This window comes from Actinoplanes sp. CA-015351 (assembly GCF_050955685.1).
In the GTDB taxonomy this organism is placed as follows: domain Bacteria; phylum Actinomycetota; class Actinomycetes; order Mycobacteriales; family Micromonosporaceae; genus Actinoplanes.
In genome coordinates this window covers 6,629,135-6,653,411 of record NZ_CP192102.1, presented here as the reverse complement: position 1 = coordinate 6,653,411, position 24,277 = coordinate 6,629,135, and the positions used below count along the sequence as shown (strand labels likewise).

General features: G+C 70.6%; 23 protein-coding genes. 12 read left to right on the top strand and 11 right to left on the bottom strand.

Annotated elements, in window-relative coordinates; genetic code table 11:
- Window positions 1-4 precede the first annotated feature (4 nt).
- Window positions 5-1,060 carry an App1 family protein gene (locus tag ACQP2E_RS30265; RefSeq protein ID WP_433826342.1) on the top strand — a complete coding sequence of 352 codons (1,056 nt, stop codon included), beginning with the start codon at window positions 5-7 and terminating at the stop codon, window positions 1,058-1,060.
- 64 nt (window positions 1,061-1,124) lie between these two features.
- On the opposite strand, the gene ACQP2E_RS30260 is transcribed toward ACQP2E_RS30265, so the two are convergent.
- Window positions 1,125-1,304, bottom strand: coding sequence for a hypothetical protein (locus ACQP2E_RS30260; protein ID WP_433826341.1), 180 nt, complete (start codon window positions 1,302-1,304; stop codon window positions 1,125-1,127).
- 17 nt (window positions 1,305-1,321) lie between these two features.
- Between ACQP2E_RS30260 and ACQP2E_RS30255 the strand changes: the two genes are divergently transcribed.
- From ACQP2E_RS30255 to ACQP2E_RS30245, 3 genes are read left to right on the top strand one after another with little or no spacing between them, the layout of a single operon-like run.
- Window positions 1,322-1,972: a hypothetical protein gene (locus ACQP2E_RS30255; RefSeq protein ID WP_433826340.1), complete on the top strand. Its 651-nt coding sequence runs from the start codon at window positions 1,322-1,324 to the stop codon at window positions 1,970-1,972.
- A 35-nt stretch (window positions 1,973-2,007) separates the two neighbouring features.
- Window positions 2,008-4,782, top strand: a complete 2,775-nt coding sequence (locus tag ACQP2E_RS30250) for an ATP-binding protein (RefSeq protein WP_433826339.1) — start codon at window positions 2,008-2,010, stop codon at window positions 4,780-4,782.
- Between the two features lie 35 nt (window positions 4,783-4,817).
- Window positions 4,818-5,360, top strand: a complete 543-nt coding sequence (locus tag ACQP2E_RS30245) for a YceI family protein (RefSeq protein ID WP_433826338.1) — start codon at window positions 4,818-4,820, stop codon at window positions 5,358-5,360.
- Between the two features lie 259 nt (window positions 5,361-5,619).
- On the opposite strand, the gene ACQP2E_RS30240 is transcribed toward ACQP2E_RS30245, so the two are convergent.
- On the bottom strand, window positions 5,620-7,155 hold the full coding sequence (locus ACQP2E_RS30240; RefSeq protein WP_433826337.1) for a DEAD/DEAH box helicase: 1,536 nt from the start codon (window positions 7,153-7,155) through the stop codon (window positions 5,620-5,622).
- Between the two features lie 247 nt (window positions 7,156-7,402).
- Here ACQP2E_RS30240 and ACQP2E_RS30235 point away from each other — a divergent pair, with 247 nt between their 5' ends.
- The gene (locus tag ACQP2E_RS30235; RefSeq protein ID WP_433826336.1) at window positions 7,403-8,254 is read left to right on the top strand and encodes a sigma-70 family RNA polymerase sigma factor; all 852 of its coding nucleotides are present in this window, start codon (window positions 7,403-7,405) and stop codon (window positions 8,252-8,254) included.
- 50 nt (window positions 8,255-8,304) lie between these two features.
- Here the strand turns inward: ACQP2E_RS30235 and ACQP2E_RS30230 are convergent, their stop codons facing one another.
- The gene (locus tag ACQP2E_RS30230) at window positions 8,305-8,826 is read right to left on the bottom strand and encodes a hypothetical protein (protein ID WP_433826335.1); all 522 of its coding nucleotides are present in this window, start codon (window positions 8,824-8,826) and stop codon (window positions 8,305-8,307) included.
- 174 nt (window positions 8,827-9,000) lie between these two features.
- Here ACQP2E_RS30230 and ACQP2E_RS30225 point away from each other — a divergent pair, with 174 nt between their 5' ends.
- On the top strand, window positions 9,001-11,319 hold the full coding sequence (locus ACQP2E_RS30225; RefSeq protein WP_433826334.1) for a HelD family protein: 2,319 nt from the start codon (window positions 9,001-9,003) through the stop codon (window positions 11,317-11,319).
- A 63-nt stretch (window positions 11,320-11,382) separates the two neighbouring features.
- Here the strand turns inward: ACQP2E_RS30225 and ACQP2E_RS30220 are convergent, their stop codons facing one another.
- Entirely contained in the window at window positions 11,383-12,282 is a 900-nt protein-coding gene (locus tag ACQP2E_RS30220) for a sigma-70 family RNA polymerase sigma factor (protein ID WP_433826333.1), read from the bottom strand.
- 182 nt (window positions 12,283-12,464) lie between these two features.
- Between ACQP2E_RS30220 and ACQP2E_RS30215 the strand changes: the two genes are divergently transcribed.
- The gene (locus tag ACQP2E_RS30215; RefSeq protein ID WP_433826332.1) at window positions 12,465-12,962 is read left to right on the top strand and encodes a DUF456 domain-containing protein; all 498 of its coding nucleotides are present in this window, start codon (window positions 12,465-12,467) and stop codon (window positions 12,960-12,962) included.
- 18 nt (window positions 12,963-12,980) lie between these two features.
- On the opposite strand, the gene ACQP2E_RS30210 is transcribed toward ACQP2E_RS30215, so the two are convergent.
- Both ACQP2E_RS30210 and ACQP2E_RS30205 read right to left on the bottom strand, forming a co-directional pair.
- Window positions 12,981-14,207 carry a D-alanyl-D-alanine carboxypeptidase family protein gene (locus tag ACQP2E_RS30210; RefSeq protein WP_433826331.1) on the bottom strand — a complete coding sequence of 409 codons (1,227 nt, stop codon included), beginning with the start codon at window positions 14,205-14,207 and terminating at the stop codon, window positions 12,981-12,983.
- Window positions 14,198-14,629, bottom strand: coding sequence for a hypothetical protein (locus ACQP2E_RS30205; protein WP_433826330.1), 432 nt, complete (start codon window positions 14,627-14,629; stop codon window positions 14,198-14,200). Before ACQP2E_RS30205 ends, ACQP2E_RS30210 begins: the two co-directional genes overlap by 10 nt.
- 190 nt (window positions 14,630-14,819) lie before the next feature.
- Here ACQP2E_RS30205 and ACQP2E_RS30200 point away from each other — a divergent pair, with 190 nt between their 5' ends.
- Window positions 14,820-15,170, top strand: coding sequence for a histone-like nucleoid-structuring protein Lsr2 (locus ACQP2E_RS30200; RefSeq protein ID WP_111649460.1), 351 nt, complete (start codon window positions 14,820-14,822; stop codon window positions 15,168-15,170).
- Window positions 15,171-15,269: 99 nt separating this feature from the next.
- Here the strand turns inward: ACQP2E_RS30200 and ACQP2E_RS30195 are convergent, their stop codons facing one another.
- The 4 genes from ACQP2E_RS30195 to ACQP2E_RS30180 form a co-directional block, all read right to left on the bottom strand.
- On the bottom strand, window positions 15,270-16,151 hold the full coding sequence (locus tag ACQP2E_RS30195; RefSeq protein ID WP_433826329.1) for an LLM class flavin-dependent oxidoreductase: 882 nt from the start codon (window positions 16,149-16,151) through the stop codon (window positions 15,270-15,272).
- A 9-nt stretch (window positions 16,152-16,160) separates the two neighbouring features.
- Window positions 16,161-16,622 carry a MarR family winged helix-turn-helix transcriptional regulator gene (locus tag ACQP2E_RS30190; RefSeq protein ID WP_433826328.1) on the bottom strand — a complete coding sequence of 154 codons (462 nt, stop codon included), beginning with the start codon at window positions 16,620-16,622 and terminating at the stop codon, window positions 16,161-16,163.
- A 74-nt stretch (window positions 16,623-16,696) separates the two neighbouring features.
- Window positions 16,697-17,833: a PP2C family protein-serine/threonine phosphatase gene (locus ACQP2E_RS30185; RefSeq protein ID WP_433826327.1), complete on the bottom strand. Its 1,137-nt coding sequence runs from the start codon at window positions 17,831-17,833 to the stop codon at window positions 16,697-16,699.
- A 95-nt stretch (window positions 17,834-17,928) separates the two neighbouring features.
- Window positions 17,929-18,327, bottom strand: a complete 399-nt coding sequence (locus ACQP2E_RS30180) for an ATP-binding protein (protein WP_433826326.1) — start codon at window positions 18,325-18,327, stop codon at window positions 17,929-17,931.
- Window positions 18,328-18,459: 132 nt separating this feature from the next.
- On the opposite strand from ACQP2E_RS30180, the gene ACQP2E_RS30175 reads away from it, so the two are divergent.
- A complete protein-coding gene (locus ACQP2E_RS30175; RefSeq protein ID WP_433826325.1) occupies window positions 18,460-20,289 on the top strand; it encodes a sigma-70 family RNA polymerase sigma factor in 1,830 nt (609 codons plus the stop codon).
- A gap of 10 nt (window positions 20,290-20,299) precedes the next feature.
- Window positions 20,300-21,295 carry a glucose-6-phosphate dehydrogenase (coenzyme-F420) gene (fgd, locus tag ACQP2E_RS30170; protein WP_433826324.1) on the top strand — a complete coding sequence of 332 codons (996 nt, stop codon included), beginning with the start codon at window positions 20,300-20,302 and terminating at the stop codon, window positions 21,293-21,295.
- A gap of 80 nt (window positions 21,296-21,375) precedes the next feature.
- On the opposite strand, the gene ACQP2E_RS30165 is transcribed toward fgd, so the two are convergent.
- Window positions 21,376-22,524: a glycosyltransferase gene (locus ACQP2E_RS30165; protein WP_433826323.1), complete on the bottom strand. Its 1,149-nt coding sequence runs from the start codon at window positions 22,522-22,524 to the stop codon at window positions 21,376-21,378.
- Window positions 22,525-22,732: 208 nt separating this feature from the next.
- Between ACQP2E_RS30165 and ACQP2E_RS30160 the strand changes: the two genes are divergently transcribed.
- Window positions 22,733-23,584: an LLM class F420-dependent oxidoreductase gene (locus ACQP2E_RS30160; protein ID WP_433826322.1), complete on the top strand. Its 852-nt coding sequence runs from the start codon at window positions 22,733-22,735 to the stop codon at window positions 23,582-23,584.
- The gene (locus ACQP2E_RS30155) at window positions 23,581-24,237 is read left to right on the top strand and encodes an HAD family hydrolase (protein WP_433826321.1); all 657 of its coding nucleotides are present in this window, start codon (window positions 23,581-23,583) and stop codon (window positions 24,235-24,237) included. Before ACQP2E_RS30160 ends, ACQP2E_RS30155 begins: the two co-directional genes overlap by 4 nt.
- The last annotated feature ends 40 nt before the right edge of the window (window positions 24,238-24,277 follow it).

Genomic DNA, 24,277 nt, shown 5'->3' with positions numbered 1-24,277 from the left:
GGCGATGGTGACGGTAACTCCCGCAGGCGACAGGGCCTCGACCAATGCGGCCATGACCCGGATGCATCGTGCTGCCCTGGTCGAAGACGCGATCCACGGCCTCATCGAGCGCCGGCTGCTCGGCCGGGGGTGGAAGCCGTCCATCACGGCGTACACCGGTTACGGCTCACCCGGCTGGGCCCGCGTGATGGGCCGGGTCCTGCTGGCCCGCCCCGGCACGGTCAGCAAGCGCCGGGAGAAGGTCCGCGGCTGGCGCAGCTTCACCACCACCCCGGCCAGCGGGGCCGTGGTCCGCATCGAGCTCGGCGGCACGGTGACCGAGACCCGCTCCGACCGCAGCGGTTACGTGGACTGCAAGGTCAAGGGCGACCTGGAGCCCGGCTGGGGCACCGCCCGGATGTTCACCGAGGGCGCCGCCCCGGTCGACGCGCCGATCCGGGTGATCGACCCGGCCGTGCGGTTCGGCGTCCTCTCCGACATCGACGACACCGTCATGGTCACCACCCTGCCGCGTCCGCTGCTCGCCGCGTGGAACACATTTGTGCTGGACGAGCACGCCCGCACCGCGGTGCCCGGCATGGCGGTGCTGTACGAACGGCTGGTCAACGGGCACGCCGGCACCCCGGTGGTCTACCTCTCCACCGGCGCGTGGAACGTGGCGCCGACCCTGACCCGGTTCCTGAGCCGGCACCTGTATCCGGCCGGCCCGATCCTGCTGACCGACTGGGGTCCCACGCCGGACCGGTGGTTCCGCAGCGGCCAGGAGCACAAGCGCAACTCGCTGCGCCGGCTCGCCGAGGAGTTCCCGCACATCCGGTGGCTGCTGATCGGCGACGACGGGCAGCACGACCAGGAGATCTACTCCGAGTTCGCGCGATCTCACCCGGAAAACGTGGCGGCCGTCGCGATCCGCCGGCTCTCGCCGACCCAGGCAGTGCTGGCCGGCGCGATCCCGGGTCCGGACACCGCCGAGATGGTGCCGTCGGGCGGCAAAACCTGGTTCTCCGCCCCGGACGGCGCCGGACTCTGGTCCCTGCTGCGCGACACCGACCTGGTGTGAGCCGATCTGGTGTGAGCCGATCTGGCGTGAGCCGATCTGCTGTGGGCGGGCCGGGCGACTATCCTCAGTCGACGTTCTTCTCCGAGGTGGCCGGCTCGGCCGCCGCACTGACCCGATCGTGCAACTTCTGCCGGATCTCGTCCGGGGTGTACGCCCGCCGCCGTCGTTCGGCCCGGGCGATCACCGCCCCGGTCGCCGCGACTCCGGCCAGTCCTGCAAGTCCCGCTACCTTCCACCAACGCATCAGCTGAGGATAGACACGTGGTTGCCGAACTCAGCCTCGACGAGGCGATCGACCTGACGCGTACGGGTGACATCTGGATCTTTCGCGGCCGTTCCGGGCCGGATCGTGCCATCCAGACGCTCACCAACAGCCCGGTGAACCATGTCGGGATGTCCCTGGTGATCGAGGACATGCCGCCACTCATGTGGCACGCCGAGCTGGGCCGCTCGCTGCCCGACATGTGGTCCGGCAATTTCCAGCGCGGTGTGCAGCTGCACGACCTGCGCGACGCCGTCACCGTCTGGGCCCGCCGGTACGGCCAGCGTGGCTGGTTGCGCCAGATCGAGCCCGGCGTCACCCGCGACATGGAGGACAAGGCGCTCAAGACGGTGGCCCGCCTCGACGGCACGCCGTTCCCGTCGACGTCGCAGCTCGCCTTCCGCTGGGCGCGCGGCCGGGTGCCGCAGATCAGGTTGCCCTGGCAGCAGGGTGAGGTCAGCGACGCGACCCTGGAGAAGGCGTACTGCGCCGAGGTGGTCGCGGTGACCTACGAGGACATGGGCTTGCTGCCGCGCAACCGCAAGGCCAATTGGTACGACCCGGGACGTTTCTGGTCCGGCGACGAGCTGGAGCTGACCGCCGGATTCACCCTGGGGGACGAGATCTCGGTAAGCGTGCCGGAGGCCTGACAGTCAGGACCGCCGATCGGGCGCAGAATGCCCGCATGGGTACTCCGCTGGTGGCCCGGGTCGCCGAAGTGGTCGCACTGGACCGGTTGCGCGCCGATGCCGCCGCCGGTACGGGCGGGATCGCTCTGCTCACCGGCGAGGCCGGGATCGGCAAGACGGCTGTCGTGGAGGAGGCCGTGGCCCGCGCGGCCTCGGCCGGCGCCACGGTGCTGACCGGCCGCGCCGACCCGGACCAGGGTGCGCCCGCGTTCTGGCCGTGGCTGCGCCTGCTCGACAGCGACGTCCCGGGCCTCACTCCGAATCTGCTGAAAACCGGGGACAGCACCGGCACTGGCGACAGCACCGGCACCGGCAACGACACCGGCGAGGACCCGGCGGCCGCCCGGTTCCGGGTCATGCAGGACACGCTGCGGGCGTTGCGGTCGGCCGCTTCGGAAACCGGCGGTGGCCTGGTCTGTGTGCTGGAGGACCTGCACTGGGCCGATCCGGGTTCGCTCGCACTGCTCGGCCTGGTCTGCCGTGAGGTGTCCGGCACCCGGCTGCTGGTGATCGCGACCGCTCGTACCCTCGATGTGGAATTGCCCGGCGCCGAGTCACTCACCCTGACTCCGTGGGATCCGGCGACCGTCGCGACGTACCTGGCACAGCGGGCCGGCTCGCCGGTGCATGCCTCGTGGCCGGCCGTGGTGCACCGGCTCGGTGGCGGCAATCCGCTCTACACCCGGGAACTGACCCGGCTGCTCACCGCGACCGATCGCCTGCGCCACCCGGCCGGCGCCGTCGATCTGCCGGACGGGCTGCTGCGACTTGTCGGCCGCCGGCTCGCCGCGCTCACCCCGCCGACCCGGGAGCTGCTCGGCCTTGCCGCAGCCCTCGGCACCGACGTCGACGTGCCGACGCTGAGCCGGATCGCGGCGGGCACCGCCGGCATCGAGCCTCTGCTGGCCGAGGCGATCGGGGCCGGGATCCTGGTCGAGGATCCGTGGGCGCCGGCCCGGCTGCGGTTCGCCCACGAACTGGTCCGTGAGGCCCGATATGCCGGACTGTCCCGGGCCGAGCGGATCGCCGCGCACACCCGGATCGCCGAGGAGTTCACCGTCGCGGGCGCCCGGGCCGACGAGACGGCACGTCATCGGGTCCGGGCGGCCGTGGACGAGGCGTCCCGGCGTACCGCGAAGGAAGCCTGTGAAGCGGCGGCGCGTGCCGCGACCCGGCAGCTGGACCATCGCGCGGCCGCGACCTGGCTGGGTCAGGCCCTCGACCTCTTCCCGGGCGACCCGTGGCTGCGCCTGGCCCGGGCCGAAGCCGCCTGCCTGGACGGACGGCTCGCCGTTGCGGTCGCCGACTGCGACGCGGCCATGGCGGTGGCCGAGGCCGCGAGGCGGCCCGATCTGGGTGCGGCGGCGGCATTGACGGTACGCGGATTCGGCGGCCCGGTGGCGTCGTCGCTGCTCCGGCTGTGCGAGCGGGCGCTGGCGCTGTACGGCGTACCGATGGGCTTGGACCTTGATCTTGATCTTGGAGTTGTTCCGGCGCGGCTTGTCGCGCAGTACGCGATTCTGCTGGTGGAGACGGGTGGGCATGCCCGTGCGGAGCCGCTGAGCAGGCAGGCGGTGGCGCTGGCCGAGGCCGGCGGTGACGCCGACGCGATGGCCGCCGCGGTGCACGCGCGGCACGAGGTGCTCGACCTCGCGACCGACACCGAGGAGATCCTCGACCTGGCCCGGCGCAGTCTCGGGCTGGCAAACGGCGGCGGTTCGGTCGACGCCGAGCTCTGGGGCCGGCTGTGGCGGCTCGACGTGCTGCTCACCATCGGTGACCTGACCGGTTACGACGTGGAGACGGCGGCGCTGGCGGCCCTCGCCGAACGGCTCGGGCGGCCGGTCGTGCGCTGGCATCTGCTGCGGGCCCGTGCCGCGCGGATGCTGCTGGCCGGTCGCCCGGACGCGGCCGGCGTTCTCGCGGACGAGGCGCTCGCGCTGGCCGGAACGTTCGACGGGCAGCCCGGCCCCGAACTGCACGCGGCGTTCCACGCCTGCCTCGCGCCGTTCACCGGGCGGGTTCCGCGGTGGCCCGGCGGACTGCCCGCTGCCCTCGCCGGATTCGCCGCCGAGCCGATCGCGGTGGCGCAGATCGCCCGGCTCGCCATGCTCGACGGTGACCGGGACACCGCCGGCGCGGCCTGCCGGATCCTGCGGGACATGCTGCCCGGCCTGCCGCCGGACAGCCGGCGCGGGTTCGTGCTGCTCAGTGCCGGTGAGATCGCGGTCTGGCTGGACCAGGCAGACGTGGCGGCAGCCGCTTACGAGCTGGCGCTCCCGATGGCCGGTCGGTACCTCAACACGATGACCGCCTGCCACGGCTCGGTCGACCGGCCGCTCGGCATGATGGCCGCGCTCCTGCGGGACCGGCCGGCCGCCGAGCGGCATCTCCGCAGCGCCGTCGCGATGGAGGAGCGGATCGGCGCGGCGCCGTTCGTCGCGCAGGCGCAGCTGGCGTACGCCTCGATCTGTGACGGACGTCCCGCCCAGATGCTCGCGTCCGAGGCTCTCGCCACGGCACGCCGGCTCGGGCTGGGGCCGATCGCCACAGCCGCCGCCGCGCTCAGCCGCGACGATCTGACCGGCCGGGAACGCGAGATCGCCCAGCTGGCCGCCGAAGGCCTGGCGAACCGGGAGATCGCCGCCCGGCTGCACATCTCCGAACGGACCGTGGAGACGCACGTCCGCAACGCGCTCGCGAAGCTCGGCGCCACCAACCGGACCCAGCTGGCGGCCCGGCTGCGTGCCGGGAGTCAGTACCAGCACTGAGTACCGTCGCGGCCTGCGACGGCACGCTGAACCGCATGAACACACTCATCGACATCAGCGCCGGCACCTACCGCATCGACCCGGCGCGGTCCGTCTGCCGGCTCGTCGCCACCCACGCGTTCGGTCTTCATCCGGTCACCGGGACCATGACGGTGACCGGCGGGACCGTCACGGTCGCCGAGGATCCGGAGCGCTCGATCGCCTCGGCCGAACTCGACGCGGCCAGCTTCACCACCGACGATCCGCGCCGGGACCGGGACATCCGGGGGCGCAGATTCCTGAACACGGCCGATCATCCGGAGATCGGGTTCCGCAGCACCCGATGCCTGCGGACCGAGCACGGCTGGCAGCTGACCGGGGTGCTCGCGGTCCGTGGGGGCGCCTGCGAGGTGGTCCTCGATCTGTCGCCGGCGGAGGCGGACGGTGACGGGTTCCGGCTGGTGGCCCGATGCGCGGTGGACCGGGTGGCGGCCGGGGTGGGCGCGGGCCGGCTCGTCATCGCCCGGACTGTACGCATCGAACTCGACATCCACGCCGTCCCGGTCCGAGCCCGAACCGGCCACGCCCTGGCCGGCTGAGCACCGCACCGCGTCCGCAACCGCCGCGCGAGGGCCACCAGCGTGTCGATTTAGGGCGTGATTCGCACCCTGATTCGCCACAGGCGGCCGGTTCGCGGCGTGCGTGTGGAGTTGAGGCGCGATTCGCACCCCAACTCCACACATCGGCTGCGGCAGCGCGGGCGGTTGCCAGCTCCCTGTTCCGGAGTGGCGGAAACGGCCGTGAGCGCCGGCCGGGGTGGCTGGCGCTCACGGTTGTTCGAGATGTGGAAACCCGGGGTCAGCGGCCCGAACGACGGCCGCCGCTGCGCGAGGAGAACGCGGCTGCGCCTCCGGACGAGGCGGGGCGCTGCTGGGGCGTACCCGAGCGGGTTGCCGAACCACGCGCCTGGCCGGAGCCGCGCGATGAGCTCGCGCTGCGTGCCTGGCCGGCGTTCTGGCTCTTGCCCGCGCCGTCCTTGGCCGGTGCCTGCTTCGGGGAGCGGGACTCGCCCTGCGTGGCCGAGGCCGGACGACGGCCGCGACCGCCGCGACGGCGCCGGGAAGCACCAGCGCCCGCCTCGGAGTCGCCGGCCGGCTCGGAGGAACCCCGGGCCGGAGCGGACGCCGCGGCAGCGACGGCGAGCGCCGACGAGATGGCGGCGGGGGAGACGAAGATCCGCTCGCCCGGTGCCAGTTTCGCCAGGATCGTGTCGCCGGGCCGGGTACGGTGCGTGGCCGGGCGGATGCCGGCCTTGCGGGTCAGGTCGCGCACGTCCGCCTGCTGGTCGTCGGTCATCAGGGTGATGACCGTGCCGCGGGCGCCGGCCCGGGCGGTCCGGCCGGAGCGGTGAAGGTACGCCTTGTGCTCCACCGGCGGGTCCGCGTGGATGACCAGGGCGACGTCGTCGACGTGGATGCCCCGGGCCGCGATGTCGGTGGCCACGAGAGTGCCGGCCGTGCCGTCGGAGAACGCCGACAGGTTGCGGTTACGCGCGTTCTGCGCCAGGTTGCCGTGCAGCTCGACCGCGGGCACACCTGCGGCGTTCAGCTGACGGGTCAGAATCTTGGCCCGGCGCTTGGTACGCGTGAACACCACCGACCGGCCCGGCGCGGCGAGCAGCTCGACGAGGACGTCGAACCGGTCGTCGTGCTGGACGTGCAGCACGTGGTGGTCCATCTCGACCGGCGCCTGGGCGGCCGAGTCGACATGGTGCGTCACCGGGTTGCGCATGAAGCGCTGCACCAGGATGTCCACGCCGTTGTCCAGAGTGGCCGAGAAGAGCAGCCGCTGGCCACCCGCCGGGGTCTGCGACATCAGCCGCCGGACCACCGGGAGGAAGCCCAGGTCGGCCATGTGGTCCGCCTCGTCGAGGACGGTGATCTCCACATCGTCCAGAGCGGCGTGGCCGTTGCGGATGTGGTCGTCGAGCCGGCCGGGGCAGGCGACGAGCACGTCGACGCCGGCTTTCAGCGCCTTGATCTGCGGGTTGGCGCCGACTCCGCCGAACACCACGAGGGTCCGCAGCCCGGCCGCGTCGGCGAGCGGCTTGAGGGTGGCCTCGATCTGGGTGGCCAGCTCCCGGGTGGGAGCGAGGATCAGCGCACGCGGACGTCCGGGCCGCGGCTTGCGGGCTGAGGCGGCCAGGCGGGCCACCAGTGGGATCACGAACGCATAGGTCTTGCCGGAACCGGTGCGCCCGCGGCCCAGAACGTCCCGGCCCGCGAGGGTGTCCGGAAGCGTGGCGGTCTGGATCGGGAACGGAGAGGTGATGCCGAGACCGGTGAGTGCCGTGGCGAGAGCGGCGGGCACGCCGAGCTCGGTGAAGGTGGTCATTAAGTTACGAACTCCAAAGGGTCGTCGAGGTCGTCCAGCCCGGCGCTGGCCACTGGTGGCCGCGGCGCGTGGTGGTCGATCCGAGGGCGGCCCTGGTGAAAGAGTGCTGGCCGCTCCCGATCATTGTACTCGGGTACGGTCCGCAACCTATTCGCACCTGATAGCGAACCTCACCGCACTCAACAGGCCGGATCTTTCTTCTCAGCGCCGGGATCCCCGCCCGGCAGGCGATCGAGGAGACCCCCTGATGACCGGTGAGGCACCTGCCGTGGAGAGGCGTGGCGAAGACATCGTGCGGGCGAACATGCCGCTCGTCGGGCATCTGGTCCGGGAGATGCTGGCCCGGGTCCCCGCCCATGTGAACCGCGACGACCTGCTCTCCGCAGGGTACGCGGCTCTGGTGGCGGCCGCTCGTGGTTTCGACCGCGAGCGTGGCGTTCCGTTCCCACGGTTCGCCGCGACCCGGATCCGCGGAGCACTCCTGGACGAGTTGCGCGGGCTGGACTGGGCCAGTCGTTCGGTGCGGCAGCGGGCTCGGCGTACCGATACGGCCCGTGAGGAACTGATCGGTGAGCTGGGCCGGACGCCGACCGTCCAGGAGGTGGCGGAACGGCTCGGCTGCACTGTCGAGGACATCGAGGCGGCCGAGGACGACGTGCACCGCGCGACCGTTTTCAGCCTCCAGGGCTTCGCGACCGCGACCGCTGACGACATCGTCACCGAGCCGGGCGCCGGGCCCGAGGAGATGCTGCTGCGCCGGGAACGGCTCGGCTACCTGCGCAACGCTGTCGACGTGCTGCCGGAGCGGCTGCGCGCGGTGGTGCAGGGCTACTTCTTCGAGGAGCGGCCGATGGCGGAGATCGCCGAGGAGCTCGGCGTCAGCGAGTCACGAGTGTCACAGTTGCGGGCCGAGGCGCTGGTGCTGATGCGTGACGGGCTGAACACGCTCCTGGAGCCGTCGCTCGCCGCGCAGAACCCGCTGAAGGAGGGCTGTGTCGCCCGCCGGCGAACCGCTTACTACGAGAAGATCGCGACCCGGGGAACGTTGCGGACCCGCCTCGCCCTGACCAGTCCGGAAGGTTTGCCGGTCGCCGCTTAGACGTCTCAGGTTGGACGGCGCCCGCCGCGGTTCGCGGCGGGCGCCGTGCGTCATGCGTTGGCGCAGGTGCCTGCCTTCTTCTGCACCGCGATCGCTTTCACCGCGCCGAGCTTGTAGAGCGCCAGGCCCTCCTTGGCCGGCTCCAGCTTCCAGGCGTCCTTCTCGTAGGCCATCGTGTAGGACTGCGCCGCGACGAGCTGCTTCGCGATCACGATGGCCTTGTCGGTGCCTTCCATCCGGGCGCTGGTCAGCTGGATCGCGAGACCCTTGCGGGAGCAGGCCTCGTTGAGCTTGATGTAGTCGGCCTTGCTGATCGCCGCCTTGCCGGCCGCCGTGTACAGCTCCCAGGCGCCGGCGAAGTCCCCGCCGCTGAACCGGTCGAAGACCGTCTGCGCGGCGGCCTTCGCACCGTCGACAGTCTTCGGCTCCGGGCCGCCACCGGCCGCCGCCGCGGCGTTGCCGGCCGGGGCCTCGGCCTCGTCGGAGGAACAGGCGGAGGTGACGCCCAGAACGGCGATCGCGGCGAGGGCCACAGCGGGAAGGCGACGGGTCAGGGTGGTGGTGTAGTTCATGCCCCGGTTAATGGGCGCCGGCCGCCGTGCGTAACGCTCCGGCGTGTCGAAGACGGATTGCGGACACTGAAGCCTCAGGCCGTAACCGAGCTGACATCGGCTAGTCTGGTCGTTTGCCGAATGCTTTGGCGGAAACACAAAATGGCAACCATTGAAATGGTTGCCAGCGCCGGAATGATAGCACGAAAAGGGGCGACTTTGTCAAGCTCGGACGCCGAGATCGATTCTGAACAGGCGTACTTGACCACGCTCTACGGGCGACTGGATCAGTTGCGTGAGCAGGCCGACCGCCGTTTGCGCGGGATCCTGCTGGAGGCGGGAGGCACCCCGCAAGGGCGAGCACAGCGCGAGGCCACCCGCAGCCATTACGCCGAACAGCTCGCACAGTTCAATTCGGTCGAGAACGGTCTTCTCTTCGGCCGGCTCGACTTCTCCGCGGACACCCCTCGATACATCGGCCGGCTCGGCCTCTTCGCCGAGGACCGCGATCAGGATCCGCTGCTGGTCGACTGGCGCGCCCCCGCCGCCCGGCCGTTCTATCTCGCCACCGCCGTGCACCCGGACGGCGTCACCCGGCGCCGCCACCTGCGTACGCGCGGCCGGCTGCTCACCGGCATCGACGACGAGGTGCTCGACATCGAGGCCGGCGACGGCACCGGGCGGGAGGACGTGACCGGTGAGGCGGCGCTGCTCTCGGCGCTCACCGCGAACCGCACCGGCCGGATGCGCGACATCGTCGAGACCATCCAGGCGGAACAGGATGAGGTGATCCGTTCCGGACTGCCCGGTGTGCTGGTCGTACAGGGTGGGCCCGGCACCGGCAAGACGGCCGTGGCACTGCACCGGGCGGCGTACCTGCTTTATACGTACCGGGAGCAGCTGACCCGGTCCGGCGTGCTGATCCTCGGGCCGAACACCACGTTCCTGCGGTACATCTCCCAGGTGCTGCCGTCGCTCGCCGAGACCGGTGTGCTGCTGGCGACGCTCGGCGACATGTTCCCCGGTGTGCGGGCCCGCGCTGTCGAGAAACCGGCCGCTGCCGCGCTCAAGGGCACCCTGCACATGCTCGACGTGCTGGAGAACGCTGTCGCCGACCGGCAGACCGTTCCGGACGAGTTCGTCGAGGTCGACCACGACGGTTACCCGGTCCGGGTCGAACGCGCCTCGCTGGAGGAGGCCCGCGCCGCGGCCCGCCGTTCCGGCCGGCCGCACAACGTGGCCCGGCAGATCTTCGTGACCGAGGCGATCCACGCCCTCTCGCTGCAGATCGCCGAGCGGATCGGCGCCGACCCGCTCGGCGGCGACAACCTGCTCTCCGAGGCGGACCTCGCCGAGACCCGCCGCGAGCTGCGAGAGGACGTCGACGTGCAGCAGGCGCTCTTCGAGTTCTGGCCGGTGCTGACCCCGCGCCAGGTGCTGCGTGACCTGCTCTCCGACGACGAGCGCCTGGAGTCGGCCGGGTGCACCCCGGCCGAGCGCGCGCTGCTGCTGCGCCCGCGAGAGTCCGGCTGGGCGCCGGCCGACGTGCCGCTGCTCGACGAACTCGCCGAGCTGCTCGGCGTCGACGACACCCTCAAGGTGCGTGAGCAGCAGCGTCAGCGCAACGCCGCGATCGAGTACGCCGAGGGCGTGCTGGAGATCGTCGAAGGCTCCCGGTCGCTCGACTTCGAGGACGAGGGCGCCGAGAAGGACGAGATTCTCTCCGCCCTCGACGTCGTCGACGCGAGCGCTTTCGTCGAACGCCACGAGGTGATCGACACGCGTACCGCCGCCGAACGTGCCGCCGCGGACCGGACCTGGGTGTTCGGCCACGTGATCGTCGACGAGGCGCAGGAGCTGTCGCCGATGGCCTGGCGGCTGCTGATGCGCCGCTGCCCGAGCCGGTCGATGACCGTGGTCGGCGACGTGGCACAGACCTCCGAGCTGGCCGGCACCACCGGCTGGGATCAGGCCTTCGAGCCCTACGTGGCGCAGCGCTGGCGCCTTGTCGAACTCACCGTCAACTACCGCACCCCCGCCGAGGTGATGGCGGTGGCCGCGGACGTGCTCGCGGCGGTCGACCCGGCCTTGCGGCCGCCTCGCTCGGTGCGCTCCGCCGGCGTCACACCATGGGCGCGCCGGGTGCCTCCGGTCACCCTTTCCGAAGAACTGATCGCAGACGTACGCAAGGAAGCGGCCTCGATCGAGGAAGGCCGCCTCGGCGTCCTGGTGCCGGAAGGGCTGGAGGAGTCGCTCGGTGCGGCCCTGGTGGCGTCCGTCCCCGGAGCGGCCGTGGGGGAGCAGCCGGACCTGCTCAACCACGTGGTGCTGATGACAGTGCGCCAGGCGAAGGGCCTGGAGTTCGACTCGGTGCTGGTCGTGGAGCCGGGCCAGATCATCGCGGAGAGCCCCCGGGGCCTGTCCGACCTTTACGTGGCGGTCACCCGGGCCACCCGCCGGCTCGGCATCCTCTACACCGGCGAACTCCCCGAAGTCCTTTCCACGCTGGCTTGAGTTCACGCGTACCCGAAAAGGCTCGGCGTCTCTGGGACGCCGAGCCTTTTCAGTGAGGGTGAGTTACGCGGCGGCGCCGGCGAGGGTACGGGTGTGGCCCTGAGCGTTCGTCATCGCGAGACGGCTGCGCATGGTGGTGTTGCTGGCGATGTTGTTGTAGTAGGACGCGCGGCGACGGGCCACGATGCTCTCCGGGTTGTCCGGAACCGGCGCCATCTCCGGGTTGAGGTGGGTGTTCAGGCCGTCCTTGAGCAGCGACAGGGCCTCGGCGCGGAGCTGGCTCACGCGCGACTCGGTGACGCCCAGGTCGGCAGCGATGTCGGCCATCGGGCGCTCGCGCAGGAAGTACTCGGTGACGACGGTCTGCAGGCGCTCCGGCAGCGAGTCGATGGCGTGGTGCAGGTAACCGATCTGCTCGCGGCGCAGCAGCATCTCCTCCGGGCCCGGGGCGCGCTCGGTGACCATGTCATCGGCGCTGCTCGTGGTGAAGCCCTGTAGTGAGAGAACGGTGGCGCGCTGCACGTCGGTGTCGGTGCGCTGCAGGTCGTCGGTGGTGGTGCCGAGCGCCTGCGCCAGCTCCTCCGGAGTCGGGGTACGGCCCAGCGTGGTGATCAGCTGCTGGCGGGTCGTGTCGGTGGTGCGGGCCTTCGAGCGCACCGAGCGGGTCGCCCAGTCCAGCGAGCGCAGCTCGTCGAGGAGCGCGCCGCGGATGCGGGTTCCGGCGAAGCGGTTGAACGGCACGCCGCGCTCCGGGTCGAAACCGCGGGCCGCGGTGACCAGGGCGTGCAGGCCGGCGCTGGTCAGGTCGTCGCGGTGGATGTGGTTGGGGATCCGGCTCAGCATGTCCCGCACCAGGTGACCGACGAGCGGCATGTTGGTACGGATCAACTCCTCCTGCTCCTTGGCGGAAAGCACCGAGCTGGTGGTGGCGGCAAGGTCTGCAGCGATCGCTACGTCGTTCATGTCGTCTCCCCCGTTGTTGTCGGCGCCTTGCGGCACCGGCTGACAGGAGAAATATTCGCGAGCGCAGGGTGCATGAACGGGTCACTCACAGTTGCATACCGGTTGTACCCGGCAGGCCTTCCGCGGCGTTGTCCAGCTATCGGCGGCGGGACCGGCGGCTTGAGGGTTCTACTCTGTGCCGCATGGATCTGAGCGACACCGGTTCGACAGTCAATATCCTCGCCGGCCTGCTCATCGCGATCGGGGCGATCGGCGTCATGCTGCCGGTCATCCCCGGACTGCTGCTGAGCTGGTCAGGAGTGCTGCTCTGGGCGCTGCTCGGCAGCGGGAGCGGCGGGGTCCGGTGGGCCGTGCTGGGTGTCGCCACGCTGATCGCCGGCGCCGGCCTGGTGATCAAGTTCCTGTGGCCGGGGAAGAAACTGCGCAACACGGTGCCGAACTCGGCGCTGCTGGCCGGCGGTGTGCTCGGGCTGATCGGGTTCTTCGTGGTGCCGGTGGTCGGGCTGGTGCTCGGGTTCGTGCTCGGCATCTGGCTGGTCGAGGTGAAACGGCTCGGCTCGGAGCGGGCGTGGCCGTCGACCCGGTCGGCGATCGCCGCTGTGGGGCTGTCGCTGCTGGTGGAGTTCGCGGCGGCGCTGGGGATCGCGGTCGTGTGGGTGCTCGGACTGATCCTGAGCTGAAGCCGCGCCAGGCGGCAGTCAGAAGCGTGCCAGGCGGCGTCTGCGGCGCTGGATCAGCAGTAACAGTAGGGGTGCCACGGCCAGCATCACGGCGACCGAGAGCGCGGCGACCACCGACAGGCCGCGCGGCGCCTCGTCCCCGGACGCCGCCGCGGGCTCGCCGGCGGCGGTCTCGGGCGCGGATTCGGGCTCCGGTTCGCCTGCCTGTGCCGACGCGACCTCTTCCGGCGTCACCAGATTGCCGACCGAGGTGCCCTGCGGCAGTGAGAAGCCCCAGTCCAGCAGCGCGGCGCCCTGCTCCCAGCCACGCTGCGGCCGCGCCTCGGCGCCGAGCAGCGTGGCCACCAGGCGGCGCCCGCCCCGCTCGGCCGCGCCGACGTAACTGTGCCGGGCGAGCGTGGTGAAACCGGTCTTGCCGCCGAGCGCGCCGTCGTAGTTGTAGATCAGCTTGTTCTCGTTCTGGAACTGGAAGCCGCTCGCCTTGGGTTTCTTCTGCGCCGGCATCGTCGCCACCTTGGTGAGCGCGTACTTGCGGAAGTCGGCGTTGGCGAAACACACCTGCGCGATCAGAGCCAGGTCGTACGCACTGGTGAACTGTCCCTTGCCGTCCAGCCCCGAGGGCGTCACGGCGTGCGTCTGGTACGCGCCGAGCGACGCCGCGAGCGCGTTCATGTTCCCGACGGTGGTGGCGACGCCGTCCTTGCCGCCACCACCGGCCATCCGGGCCAGGGCGTTCGCCGCGTCGTTGCCGGAGTTGAGGAGCAGGCCCAGCCAGAGCGTGGAGACCGGGTACTTGCCGCCGACGACCAGACCCACCGCGGAGCTGCCCGGCTCGATGTCCAGGTCGCTGCGGACGATGGTGACCTGCTGTTTCGGGTCGAGGCGGGCGATCGCGGTGGCGGCCAGCAGCATCTTCTGCACGCTGGCCGGCGTCTGGTGCACGTGCGGGCCGCAGGCGCCGAGGATCTCGCCGGTGTCCAGGTCGGCGACCAGCCAGGTGGTCGCGGTCAGCGCCGGCGGGTTCTTCGCGCCGTCGGGCACGACCAGGCCGTGGGTGGCGAGGTCGTCACCGCCGACCACCATCTGTCCGGCGTTCTCCGCAGGCGGGACGGGCCGGGGCGGAGCACTCGGCTTGGCGATTTTCGGCTTGGGGCAGGGGATCTCAGCTCGGGACGCTGCCTGGACCGGAAGAGGGGTGAGCAGGAGCAGGGTGGCGCTGAGGGCCGCAAGGATCTTCACGGCCAACGGGATCCCGCCTCCAGGCGCCGGTCGAGCAGCTGCTTCAACGGGATCGGTTCACCGTCGCCGCCGCCCGCGCCGACGATCAGGCGGGGGCGGCTGGGTGACAGGTCGGCGCCGGTGAACCGGGCGCGCAGTGACGACGGCACGGAGAGGATGTAGTACTCCCCGTCCTCGCCGACGGCGACCGAACGGTCCGACTTCAGGTACCACCCTTTGACCCGGGTCCGATAGGTGGCCCGGCCGTTCAGGGCACGGGCACTCAGCGGGGACGGAGTGAGGCCGTGCTCCAGCGCCTGCCCCACGAAACCGCCGAGCAGCGCCGAGGCCTGCCGTGCCTCCGCCGCGCGGTCGGCCTCCAGGGCTGCCGCGCGACCGGCAACGGCCTGCTCGCGCTGTTCCCGCCAGGCGGCGTCCTCGTCCCGCATGGGGCAGACCCTAACGCGAGAGCCGGGGCGTCGGTCAACCCGGGTTTTCTCGCCGATTCGGCGCTATTACCGGGTCCCTATTCGGTAAAGAAGCAAAGAAAGAATTGCCGGATCGCGGTAGGGAGTTGCGCCATGTGCCAGTCCCGAGCGAGACTGGGCGCGGTTGATTAATAATCTCTCGGGAGTCGTTATGGCGCGGCAGGTAATCACCACCCTGATCGACGATCTGGACGGCAAGAAGGCGGATCGGACGGTCGAGTTCAGTCTCGACGGCGTCAGCTACACGATCGACCTTTCCGAGGCCAATGCCGGAAAGCTGCGCAAGGTGCTGGACCCGTACATCTCCGCGGGCACCCGGCTGGGCCGGACCACGAGTGGCCGAATCGGTTCGCGGGCGCTGGCACCGGCCCGCACTGCTGGTTCGCGCGACGAGAACCGCTTGATCCGCGAGTGGGCGATCGCGAACGGGCACAAAATCTCCGAGCGGGGCCGCATTCCCCAGGAGGTAAGCAACGCGTACCGGGCGGCCAACGGCCGCTGATTCACCTCGTGATGCTGTGCCGGTGCCGCGCCACCGGCACAGCATCCGTGAGAAATCCCACTTGGCGCGTCCGAAATGGACGTGAAGTGCCCGGATAAATCAGCTTCGGCGGATCCGTGGGAGCTCGGCCGCAACGGCCTCGAGCACCTTCTCGTCGCCCGCGTACCAACTGGACTCCCGGGGCCAATGCGTGATCACGTCGGTGAATCCGAGCTCGCGTGCCCGACCGGTCGCGTCGGTGAAGGATTCCACGCTGCTCAATGAGTAAACGGGCGACGAGTCCAGGTTGAGATAACGATCCACCGCGTCGAGCGGGCGGCCGGCGGCCTCCAGCGTCGCGTCGAACTTCTCCCGGGTCTCGGCGACCGAGGCCCACCACTGCTCCGCCGTGTCACACGCCTGCGGGCCGGTGGTGACCCAGCCGTCGCCGTACTTCGCGGCCAGGCGCAGCGCTCGCGGCCCGTTGGCGGCCACCACGAACGGCGGCCGGGGCTGCTGAACCGGTCCCGGGGTGCTGCGGGCGTCGACAGCGTCGTAATAACTGCCCGACCACGTCGTCGCCGGGTTGCGCAGAATCGTGTCGAACAGTTCCAGGAACTCGGCGAACCGGTCCACCCGCTCGCGCGGGGTCAGTTCCGGACGGCCGAGGACGGCCGAGTCGAAACCGATGCCACCGGCGCCGAGACCGAGAATGAGGCGGCCACCGGAGATGTCGTCGATAGCTGTCGACTCCCGGGCGAAATGCACCGGGTGCCGGAAGTTCGGCGAGGCGACGTACGTGCCGAGGCGGATCCGCTCGGTCACCGCGGCCGCGGCGGTCAGCGTCGGGACCGCGTCGAACCACGGCCCGTCGACGAGGTCACGCCAGCCGAGGTGGTCGTACGTCCACGCGTGGTCGAAGCCGTACTCCTCGGCGAGACGCCAGCGTCCGCGAGATTCGGACCAGCGCTGGTCAGGGAGGATCACGATGCCGATACGCACGTGCCCAGCCTAGGCCGTACGGAGGTTGCCGTCCGACTCGGCCTGGGGACCCGCCGCCGCCTCGAACGCCTGGAGCGACCGCAGCAGGTCCTGCCGGGCGGCGGCCGGCATCCGGTCGAGCACCTCGTCGAGCGCGGCGCGCCGCCGTTCCCGGAGGTCGGTGAGCAGCCGGCCAGCCGCCGGGGTGAGCAGCAGCCGCACCTCCCGGCGGTCCCGGGGGTCGGCGACCCGGCGCAGCAGCCCGGTCGCCTCAAGGCGGTCACAGAGGCGGCTGGCCGAGGAGGGGACGACGTCCAGCGCCTCGGCCAATCTGCTCATGTTGGTGTGCCGGTTGCCGGCAACGATCGTGAGCACCCGCAGCTGGGCCGGTGGCACGGTGGGGTTCAGCGCCAGCCGGGCGCGTTCGAGCACAGCCGTCAAGGCTTCGACCGACGCCTCTACGGCGTCGGCTAGCTCGGTGGCGCGTTCCATGCCGATCCCCGTTGTCGAAGTCGCGGACCCGTAAGCCTGCACCTCTACCCGGTCGTATGCCGATCGAACCGAAGTCAGCGCCGCCAGTCGAGACAGACCGTCACAGCGTCGTCCTCCGGATCAATTCCGGCGTGGTAGTCGTGCAAACCTCTCATCACGGTACCCACCGCTTCGGTCGCCGGCTGCAAGCGTGTCCGGCGAACGGCGTTGAGCAGGGCGGATTCACCGAACGGGGACCGCCCACCGGGTACGGCGGCGTGCACACCGTCACTCACCACGAGCATCCGGTCGCCCGGCTCGAGGCGGAACCGCTGGATCTCGTAATGCGCCTCCGGGAACATCCCGAACGGCAGCTGCTGCTCCAGGGCGACCGGCTCGACCCCACCCTCGCGGGCGATCATGCAGCGCGGTGATCCGGCGTCGACGGCGGCCACCTGCCCGCTCACCAGGTCGATCTCGAGCAGCAGGGTGGCGACGTGAGCGGCACCGCCGCGCAGCGCGTGCACCGCGTCGGAGGCCAGCTCGGCCTGCTCGACGACGTCGGAGCCGCAGCGGCGGGCGTTGCGCATCGCGTTGACCGCGACCGTGGTCAGCAGCGCCGCGTCCATGCCGTCGCCGGAGCCGTTCAGCACCGTGATGGTGAGGCGGTCGCCGTCCAGTGCCCAGTCGAAGTGGTCGCCATGGACGTCGTACGCGGGCTGAAGCTGGCCGGCCACCAGGAACCGCTCGTCACCGAGGGATCGTCCGGGCAGCAGCTCCCACTGGAGCTCGGCGGCCATCGTGAGCCGGGCCCGGCGCTGCGCACGGCGGTACCGATCGGTGCTGGTGTCGGCGGCCCGCAGGGCGACGGCCAGCTCGTCGGCGATCACGGTCAGCTGCTCGGTGAGCTCCGGGCCGGGCCGGGCCGGCAGCTCCAGGCGCAGTACGCCGAGCCGCTCACCCCAGCTGTTCAGCGGTAGATGCATCCGCGCGGCGCCACCGGCCGTGAGCTCGACGGCGACCTGCTGATTTCCGAGGCAGCGCATGGCAGCCGGGTCGTTGGCGTCCGAGCCGATCATCGGGCACAGGCGGGTCAGGGTCAGGTCAGCGAGGAACACCTCGCTGGTGTCGGCGCCGAAGTGCCGGCGCAGATGTTCGGCGGCGACCTCGGGCAGGCGATCAGGCGGCGCAGCACGAAGCAGAACGCCGAGGGGAACTGGTTGGTCGGACACCGCACACACTCCTCTCCAGGGACCGGTATTTGTTATACGGCAAGCAAATTCGGCGCCGGACAGGCCACTGGCCCATCCGGCGCGCGGGAGTTGCTTCAGGCGAAGGACTTCTCGAAGTGGATGAGACTTCCGGTACGCGCGCTCGACTGCATCCGCACGTTCTCACCGAGCGCCCGGATCAGGAAAAGGCCACGTCCGCGCTCGCTGTCCGCACTCGGGGACGTCTCGCTCGCCGCGGTCAGGTCGAACCCGTTGCCGTCGTCGACGACATCGATCGAGCAGCGGTCCGGTGCGACGTCGAGGTGTACCTCGAAGTTGTTCGCACCGGTGGCGTGGTTGACCACGTTGGCGCACGCCTCGGTGAGGGCGATCTCCAGATCGGCGCCGGCCTGGCGATCCACGCGCAGGATCGTCAACGCGCAGCGCAGCAGCCGGCGCACGGCGGGGACGCTGTCCACCTCGCGTGGCAGATTGAGCCGGACCGACATACGCATGGACATTCTGTTCCCGCTCGGGCCGCCGGCTAACCGCCGGCCCTGAACAAGCTCCCCGATTCGTGTTATCCATGGTCCTCGCACCCGTCTCCCTATGCGGTGGACGCGTGTATGCCCAGGAAAGGCGGAACCATGGCTCGACAACCCGACATCGCGACGGTGCTGGCCGCCCGTGCGGGGGATCCGGCCGCGGTCGACCGCCTGGTCGCCGGCTACCTGCCGCTGGTCTACACCATCGTGGGCCGGGCTCTGGAGGGCCATGCCGACGTCGACGACGTCGTGCAGGAAGTCATGATCCGGGTTCTGCGCAACCTCGGTGAGCTGCGCGAGCCCGAGGCGTTCCGCTCGTGGCTGGTGGCGATCACGGTGCGCCAGGTGCGGGAGAGGTTCCGCGGCCGGCACAGCGCGGCCGACGAGATCCTCGACCCCGACCTGCGCGATCCGGGCGCCGACTTCACCGATCTGGCGATCACCCGGCTGGAGCTCTCCGGCCAGCGCCGGGAGACCGCCGAGGCGACCCGCTGGCTCGACGAGGAATACCGCGAACTGCTCTCCCTCTGGTGGCTGGAGGCCTCCGGCGAACTCACCCGCGACGAGATCGTCGAGGCGACCGGAGTGGGCCGCCAGCACGCCGCCGTGCGTATTCAGCGGATGAAAGGCCAGCTGGAGACGGCCCGTGCGGTGGTCCGGGCGCTGCATCGCACACCCCGCTGCGCCGAGCTGATCTCTCTGCTGGCCGGTTGGGACGGTCGTCCGGGCGCGCTCTGGCGCAAACGCATTGCCCGGCACACCCGGGAATGCCGCAACTGTGGCGCCGCCTGGCACGACCTCATCGCCGCCGAGCGGCTTCTGGCGGGCATGGCCTTGGTGCCATTGCCGCCGGCTTATTTCACAAACCTTTCCGGTACGGCTACCAGCGCCACAACCGCAGCAAAAGCCGTACCCGTAAAGCTCGCGGCGAAAGCGGGCGGATCAGTCGTGCAGAAGGTGCTCGCCGGCACCCTCGCGGCCGGTGCTGTCGCCGGAGCGGGTGGGCTCGTGGTGGCGTACCAATCGCCTTCTTCTCCTGCGGCATCACCGGCCGCCGTCGTTGTTCCGGCGGTCGCTTCTTCGGCACCGGCGCCCGCCATTTCGGCCTCGCCGTCGCCGTCCGTCTCGCGGTCGCCTTCGTCCTCTCCGTCAGCGTCGCCGCAGGCATCCCGGAAACCGGCCGCGGCGCCCGCCGCCATCTCCGCGAAAAAAGGCGTCGGCGTCTGGAAGTTCAGCGGCGCGAAAGCGGCGCTGAAAGACGTCGGCGCGGGCTGGTACTACGACTGGGCGCCGAACGACAACGAGGTGCCCGGCCCGGCCGGCGTGGAATTCGTGCCGATGATCTGGGGCGCCGCGAACGTCACCGACGCCACCCTGAAAGAGGCGAAATCCGAGGGCGACGTGCTGCTCGGTTTCAACGAGCCGGATCTGGCCGAGCAGTCCAACATGAGCGTCGAAGCGGCGCTGGCCGCCTGGCCGAAACTGGAGGCGACCGGAATGACTCTGGTCAGCCCGGCGGTCGCGTTCGGCGGCGACACCGCCGGCGGCTGGCTGGACAGATTCATGTCCGGGGCTTCCGCCACGGGCCTGCGGGTCGACGCGATCGCCCTGCATTGGTACGGCTCCGACTTCAGCAAGGCCTCGGTCGATCAATTCCTCGGGTACGTCGACGCGGTGCACAAGCGGTACGACAAGCCGATCTGGATCACCGAGTTCGGCCTGATCAATTTCGGCGCCACTCCGCGCTATCCCAGCGACGCGCAGAAGGTCACCTTCATCAAGGGCGCGACCGCCGGCCTGGAAAAACGCTCGTTCGTCCAGCGGTACGCCTGGTTCGGCCTGCCGGCCGTCGACGACAGCGTGGACTTCGGGCTCTACGAAGATGGGAAGACCCCCACCGAGGCAGGTAAGGCGTACCGCGCAGCGGGTTAGTCTTTCTTTCATGATTCGGTTCGGATACAAGGCATCGGCTGAGCAGTTCGCACCGGCTGAGCTGCTCAAATACGGGATTCTCGCGGAAGAGCTGGGTTTCGACTCGGTTTTCGTCAGCGATCACCTTCAGCCGTGGCGGCACGACGGCGGACACGCGCCGGCGGCTCTGCCGTGGCTGGGTGCGCTCGCCGCGCGTACCGAAAAGGTGTTGATCGGAACCAGCGTGCTGACGCCCACGTTCCGTTACCACCCGGCTGTGGTCGCGCAGGCCTTCGCGACGCTGGGCTGCCTGGCGCCGGGCCGCGCCATCCTCGGCGTCGGGTCCGGCGAGTCGCTCAACGAGGTGCTGCTCGGCACCCAGTGGCCGGACGGCAAGGAGCGGTTCGCCCGGCTCAAGGAGGCCGTCCTGCTGATCCAGAAGCTGTGGGCCGAGGACCGGGTGACGTACCAGGGGCAGTTCTACAAGACCGAGAACGCCACCATCTACGACAAGCCTTCGACGCCCGTCCCGATCTACATCGGCGCCTCCGGGCCGGCCGCGACCCGGCTCGCCGGGCGGATCGCCGACGGCTTCATCACGACCAGCGGCAAGGGACACGGTCTCTACACCGACACGCTGCTGCCGGCCGTGGCCGAGGGTGCTGAGAAAGCCGGTCGCAAGGCCGACGACCTGGATCTGCTGATCGAGGTGAAGGTCTCGTTCGATGACGACATCGACAGGGCCCGCAACGACACGCATTACTGGGGTGCGCTCGCCCTGTCGCCGGAGGAGAAGACCGGCGTCGAGGACCCGGTCGAGATGCAGCGGCTCGCCGACGCGCTGCCGGTCGAGCGGACCGCCACCCGGTGGATCGTCTCGTCCGACCCGGAGGAGCACGCCGCCAAGGTCACCGAATATCTGGACATGGGCTTCAAACACCTGGTGTTCCACGCGCCGGGCCCGGACCAGGAGCGTTTCCTCCGGCTGTACTCCACCGAGATCCTGCCCCGCCTGCGCAACCGCTGACGCCCTCCGCCGGCCCGCGCTGACGGCCCGCGCTGGCGGCCCGGAGGCCGCCCTGCGTGGGGCGCGGGTGCTGGTGGTGGTCAGACGGAGCGCAGGTGGCCGTTGCGGCGGGTGGTCGGGCCGGTGCCCTCGCCGTTGATCACGCGGAGGTTGGGGCGGCCGCCGCCGGTGTCGCGGACGTTCTGCTTGGTGCGGTTGTCGCGCCACTGCCGGCGAGCGAGGTTGTCCGGGGCGTCCAGCCGGGGCTTGCCCCAGCCGCGGCCGGCGAACGGGAGGTCGGCACGCCGGCGGTCTTGATTGCCGGTGGCCCGGGCACGGTCGCTGTTGCGACGTTCGCCGCCGTGACGGCGCTCGACGAAACCGGGAGTGCCGGGGAGCAGGCCTCTGCTGTTCGGGTGATCGGCCGCCGTCCCGGAGCGCTGGTTCGGTGCCGGCCAGGTCGTGCCGTTGGCCACGCCCGGGCGGGCGCCTGCACCGGGCTTGTTGATCAGCGGGTGAGCCGGCGCCGCGGTTGCGGCGGCCGGCTTTCCCGCCGTGGACGGCGCGCCCGGTTTTCCGGTCAGGACGACGATGCTGGACGGAGCGCCCGCCCGGGCACCGCGCCGCCGCTCGAAGTGCTCGGCAACCAAGGCCCGCACGGCGGTGAGCGGGGAACTGCCGGACGCCGGCGACAGGACCGTGGTGGGCACCTCGGCGCCGCGCAGGCCGGACGAAGCGGTGCGGACGGCCAGCAGGGGCTCGATCTCGGCGCCGTCGCCGCGTACCGGATCCAGGCCGGCGACCCGGGGCAGGCCGAGCTGGCCCACGCTGTCGCGCCAGAAGGCGCGGAACCCGTGGCCCGGGTCGGTGGGCCGGCAGTCGAAGAGCACCCGCAGGAACCAGAGCACCACCATGTCGAACACGCCGGGCCGGCCGGTCAGGTATCGGGAGCCGTGCACCACGTCGGCGCCCTCGAGCAGCGCGTCCAGCAGCCGGGGCATCTCGGCCGGGTCGCAGGAACCGTCGCCGGGCAGCGTGACCACCACGTCGCCGGTGCTGGCGTCGACACCACAGGCCAGCGCGTTACCAGCGCCGGTACGCGTCTGCCGGATCGTCCGCGCCCCCCGGGGCAGTGCCCGGGTGGTGTCGTCGTTACGGCCGACCACAACGACCACTTCGTCGACAGGTGGCAGCGCGCCCAGCAACACGGGAAGCTTCGAAACGTCGCCGGCAGCGATCACTACGCTCACGGAGGGTGATGTTGTTCGGGCCAGGTGACTCGGCTGAACTGGCATGGTGCGGCGGCTCCCGGCTCGGCTGCGGTGCAGAGCCGAAGCTACCCGCCTGCAACCCCGTAGCAACCGGGCCTAACGGTTGATAGTGATCATCGCATCGGGCCGAAAGCGCCGAACCCGCCAAACCGGTTACCGTGCGTACACATGGGGTAAGGTCTTCGATGTGAAACTCGGTCTGCACATCTCCAATTTCACGTGGCCGGACGGCGCGCAGCGCCTCGGCCCGACCCTCGCCGAGGTGGCCTCGGCCGCCGACCAGGCCGGTTTCGAGCGGATCAGCGTGATGGATCACGTCTGGCAAATCGGTGTCAACGGGCCACCCGAGCAGGAGATGCTCGAGGCCTACACCGCGCTCGGATTCCTGGCCGCGCACACCCGCACCGCGAAACTGCTCACCCTCGTGACCGGTGTCGTCTACCGCGAGCCGGGGCTTCTGGCGAAATGTGTCACCACCCTCGACGTGCTCTCCGGTGGCCGGGCCATGCTCGGCATCGGCGCCGCGTGGAACGCGGAGGAGTCGGCCGGCCTGGGCCTGCCGTTCCCGCCCACGGCCGAGCGGTTCGAGCGCCTTGAGGAGGCGCTGCGGATCTGCCGGCAGATGTTCGACGGCGACGAGACCGCCTTCCAGGGCAAGCACTACCAGCTCGACCGGCTGCTCAACTCGCCGTTGCCGCTGCACCGCCCGCCGATCCTGATCGGTGGCGCCGGTGAGAAGAAGACGTTGCTGCTGGTCGCGAAGTACGCGGACGCCTGCAACCTGTTCCCCGGCCCGGAGCTGCAGCACAAGCTGGACGTGCTGAAACGGCATTGCGACACGGTGGGCCGCGACTACGACGAGATCGAGAAAACGGTGATCTACCGCTTCCCGGACTCGCCGGCCGAGATCCTGGAGGCCGCCCGTGGCTTCCAGGCGATGGGCTTCACCGTGATGCACGGCGGGGTGCCCGACGCCTGGGACACCAAGAAGTTCGAGATCTACCGCGACGAGATCGTGCCCGCTCTGGAGGCGCTGTGAGCAAGGTCAAGGCGGTCGTCTTCGACCTGGACGGCGTGATCATCGATACCGAGGAGGTCTGGGAGGACGTCCGGCGCGGTTACGTGGCCGAGTTCGGACGCGAATTCCTGCCGGACAGCCAGGACCGGATGATGGGGATGAGCACCGGCGAGTGGTCGGCGCACCTGGCCGACGAGGTCGGCGTTCCGCGTACCGCCGAGCAGGTGGCGGCGGACGTGCTGGGCCGGATGGCGCAGCGCTATCAGGACGCGCTGCCGCTGATCAAGGGTTCGGTCGAGGTCGTCCGGGCTCTGCAGGGCAGTTACCGCCTCGCGCTCGCCAGCTCGTCGGCGCGGATCCTGATCGACCAGGTCCTGGCGACGGCCGGGATCACCGACGCGTTCGAGGTGACGCTCTCCACCGAGGAGGTGCCGCGCGGCAAGCCGGCGCCCGACGTGTACCTCACCGCGGTGCAGAAACTCGGTCTCACCCCGGACGACTGCGCCGCGATCGAGGACTCCAGCAACGGACTGCGCTCGGCCGCGGCCGCCGGTCTCACGGTGATCGCGGTGCCGCACGGGGTGTACCCGCCGGCGCCGGACGCGCTCGCGCAGGCCCGCCTCGTGGTGTCCGGTATATCCGAGATCACACCTGAGGCGATCGCCACTCTGTGAGTCTCGTGTGAAAAATCTTCGTTAAGGGCATAGCACGGGC

What these genes read in the sequence shown, in the direction of transcription:
- ACQP2E_RS30265 (WP_433826342.1), top strand. Translation starts at nt 5, where the DNA reads ATGGTGACGGTAACTCCCGCAGGCGACAGGGCCTCGACCAATGCGGCC.
- ACQP2E_RS30260 (WP_433826341.1), bottom strand. Translation starts at nt 1,304, where the DNA reads ATGCGTTGGTGGAAGGTAGCGGGACTTGCAGGACTGGCCGGAGTCGCG.
- ACQP2E_RS30250 (WP_433826339.1), top strand. Translation starts at nt 2,008, where the DNA reads ATGGGTACTCCGCTGGTGGCCCGGGTCGCCGAAGTGGTCGCACTGGAC.
- ACQP2E_RS30245 (WP_433826338.1), top strand. Translation starts at nt 4,818, where the DNA reads ATGAACACACTCATCGACATCAGCGCCGGCACCTACCGCATCGACCCG.
- ACQP2E_RS30240 (WP_433826337.1), bottom strand. Translation starts at nt 7,155, where the DNA reads ATGACCACCTTCACCGAGCTCGGCGTGCCCGCCGCTCTCGCCACGGCA.
- ACQP2E_RS30235 (WP_433826336.1), top strand. Translation starts at nt 7,403, where the DNA reads ATGACCGGTGAGGCACCTGCCGTGGAGAGGCGTGGCGAAGACATCGTG.
- ACQP2E_RS30230 (WP_433826335.1), bottom strand. Translation starts at nt 8,826, where the DNA reads ATGAACTACACCACCACCCTGACCCGTCGCCTTCCCGCTGTGGCCCTC.
- ACQP2E_RS30225 (WP_433826334.1), top strand. Translation starts at nt 9,001, where the DNA reads ATGATAGCACGAAAAGGGGCGACTTTGTCAAGCTCGGACGCCGAGATC.
- ACQP2E_RS30220 (WP_433826333.1), bottom strand. Translation starts at nt 12,282, where the DNA reads ATGAACGACGTAGCGATCGCTGCAGACCTTGCCGCCACCACCAGCTCG.
- ACQP2E_RS30215 (WP_433826332.1), top strand. Translation starts at nt 12,465, where the DNA reads ATGGATCTGAGCGACACCGGTTCGACAGTCAATATCCTCGCCGGCCTG.
- ACQP2E_RS30205 (WP_433826330.1), bottom strand. Translation starts at nt 14,629, where the DNA reads ATGCGGGACGAGGACGCCGCCTGGCGGGAACAGCGCGAGCAGGCCGTT.
- ACQP2E_RS30200 (WP_111649460.1), top strand. Translation starts at nt 14,820, where the DNA reads ATGGCGCGGCAGGTAATCACCACCCTGATCGACGATCTGGACGGCAAG.
- ACQP2E_RS30190 (WP_433826328.1), bottom strand. Translation starts at nt 16,622, where the DNA reads ATGGAACGCGCCACCGAGCTAGCCGACGCCGTAGAGGCGTCGGTCGAA.
- ACQP2E_RS30180 (WP_433826326.1), bottom strand. Translation starts at nt 18,327, where the DNA reads ATGCGTATGTCGGTCCGGCTCAATCTGCCACGCGAGGTGGACAGCGTC.
- ACQP2E_RS30175 (WP_433826325.1), top strand. Translation starts at nt 18,460, where the DNA reads ATGGCTCGACAACCCGACATCGCGACGGTGCTGGCCGCCCGTGCGGGG.
- fgd (WP_433826324.1), top strand. Translation starts at nt 20,300, where the DNA reads ATGATTCGGTTCGGATACAAGGCATCGGCTGAGCAGTTCGCACCGGCT.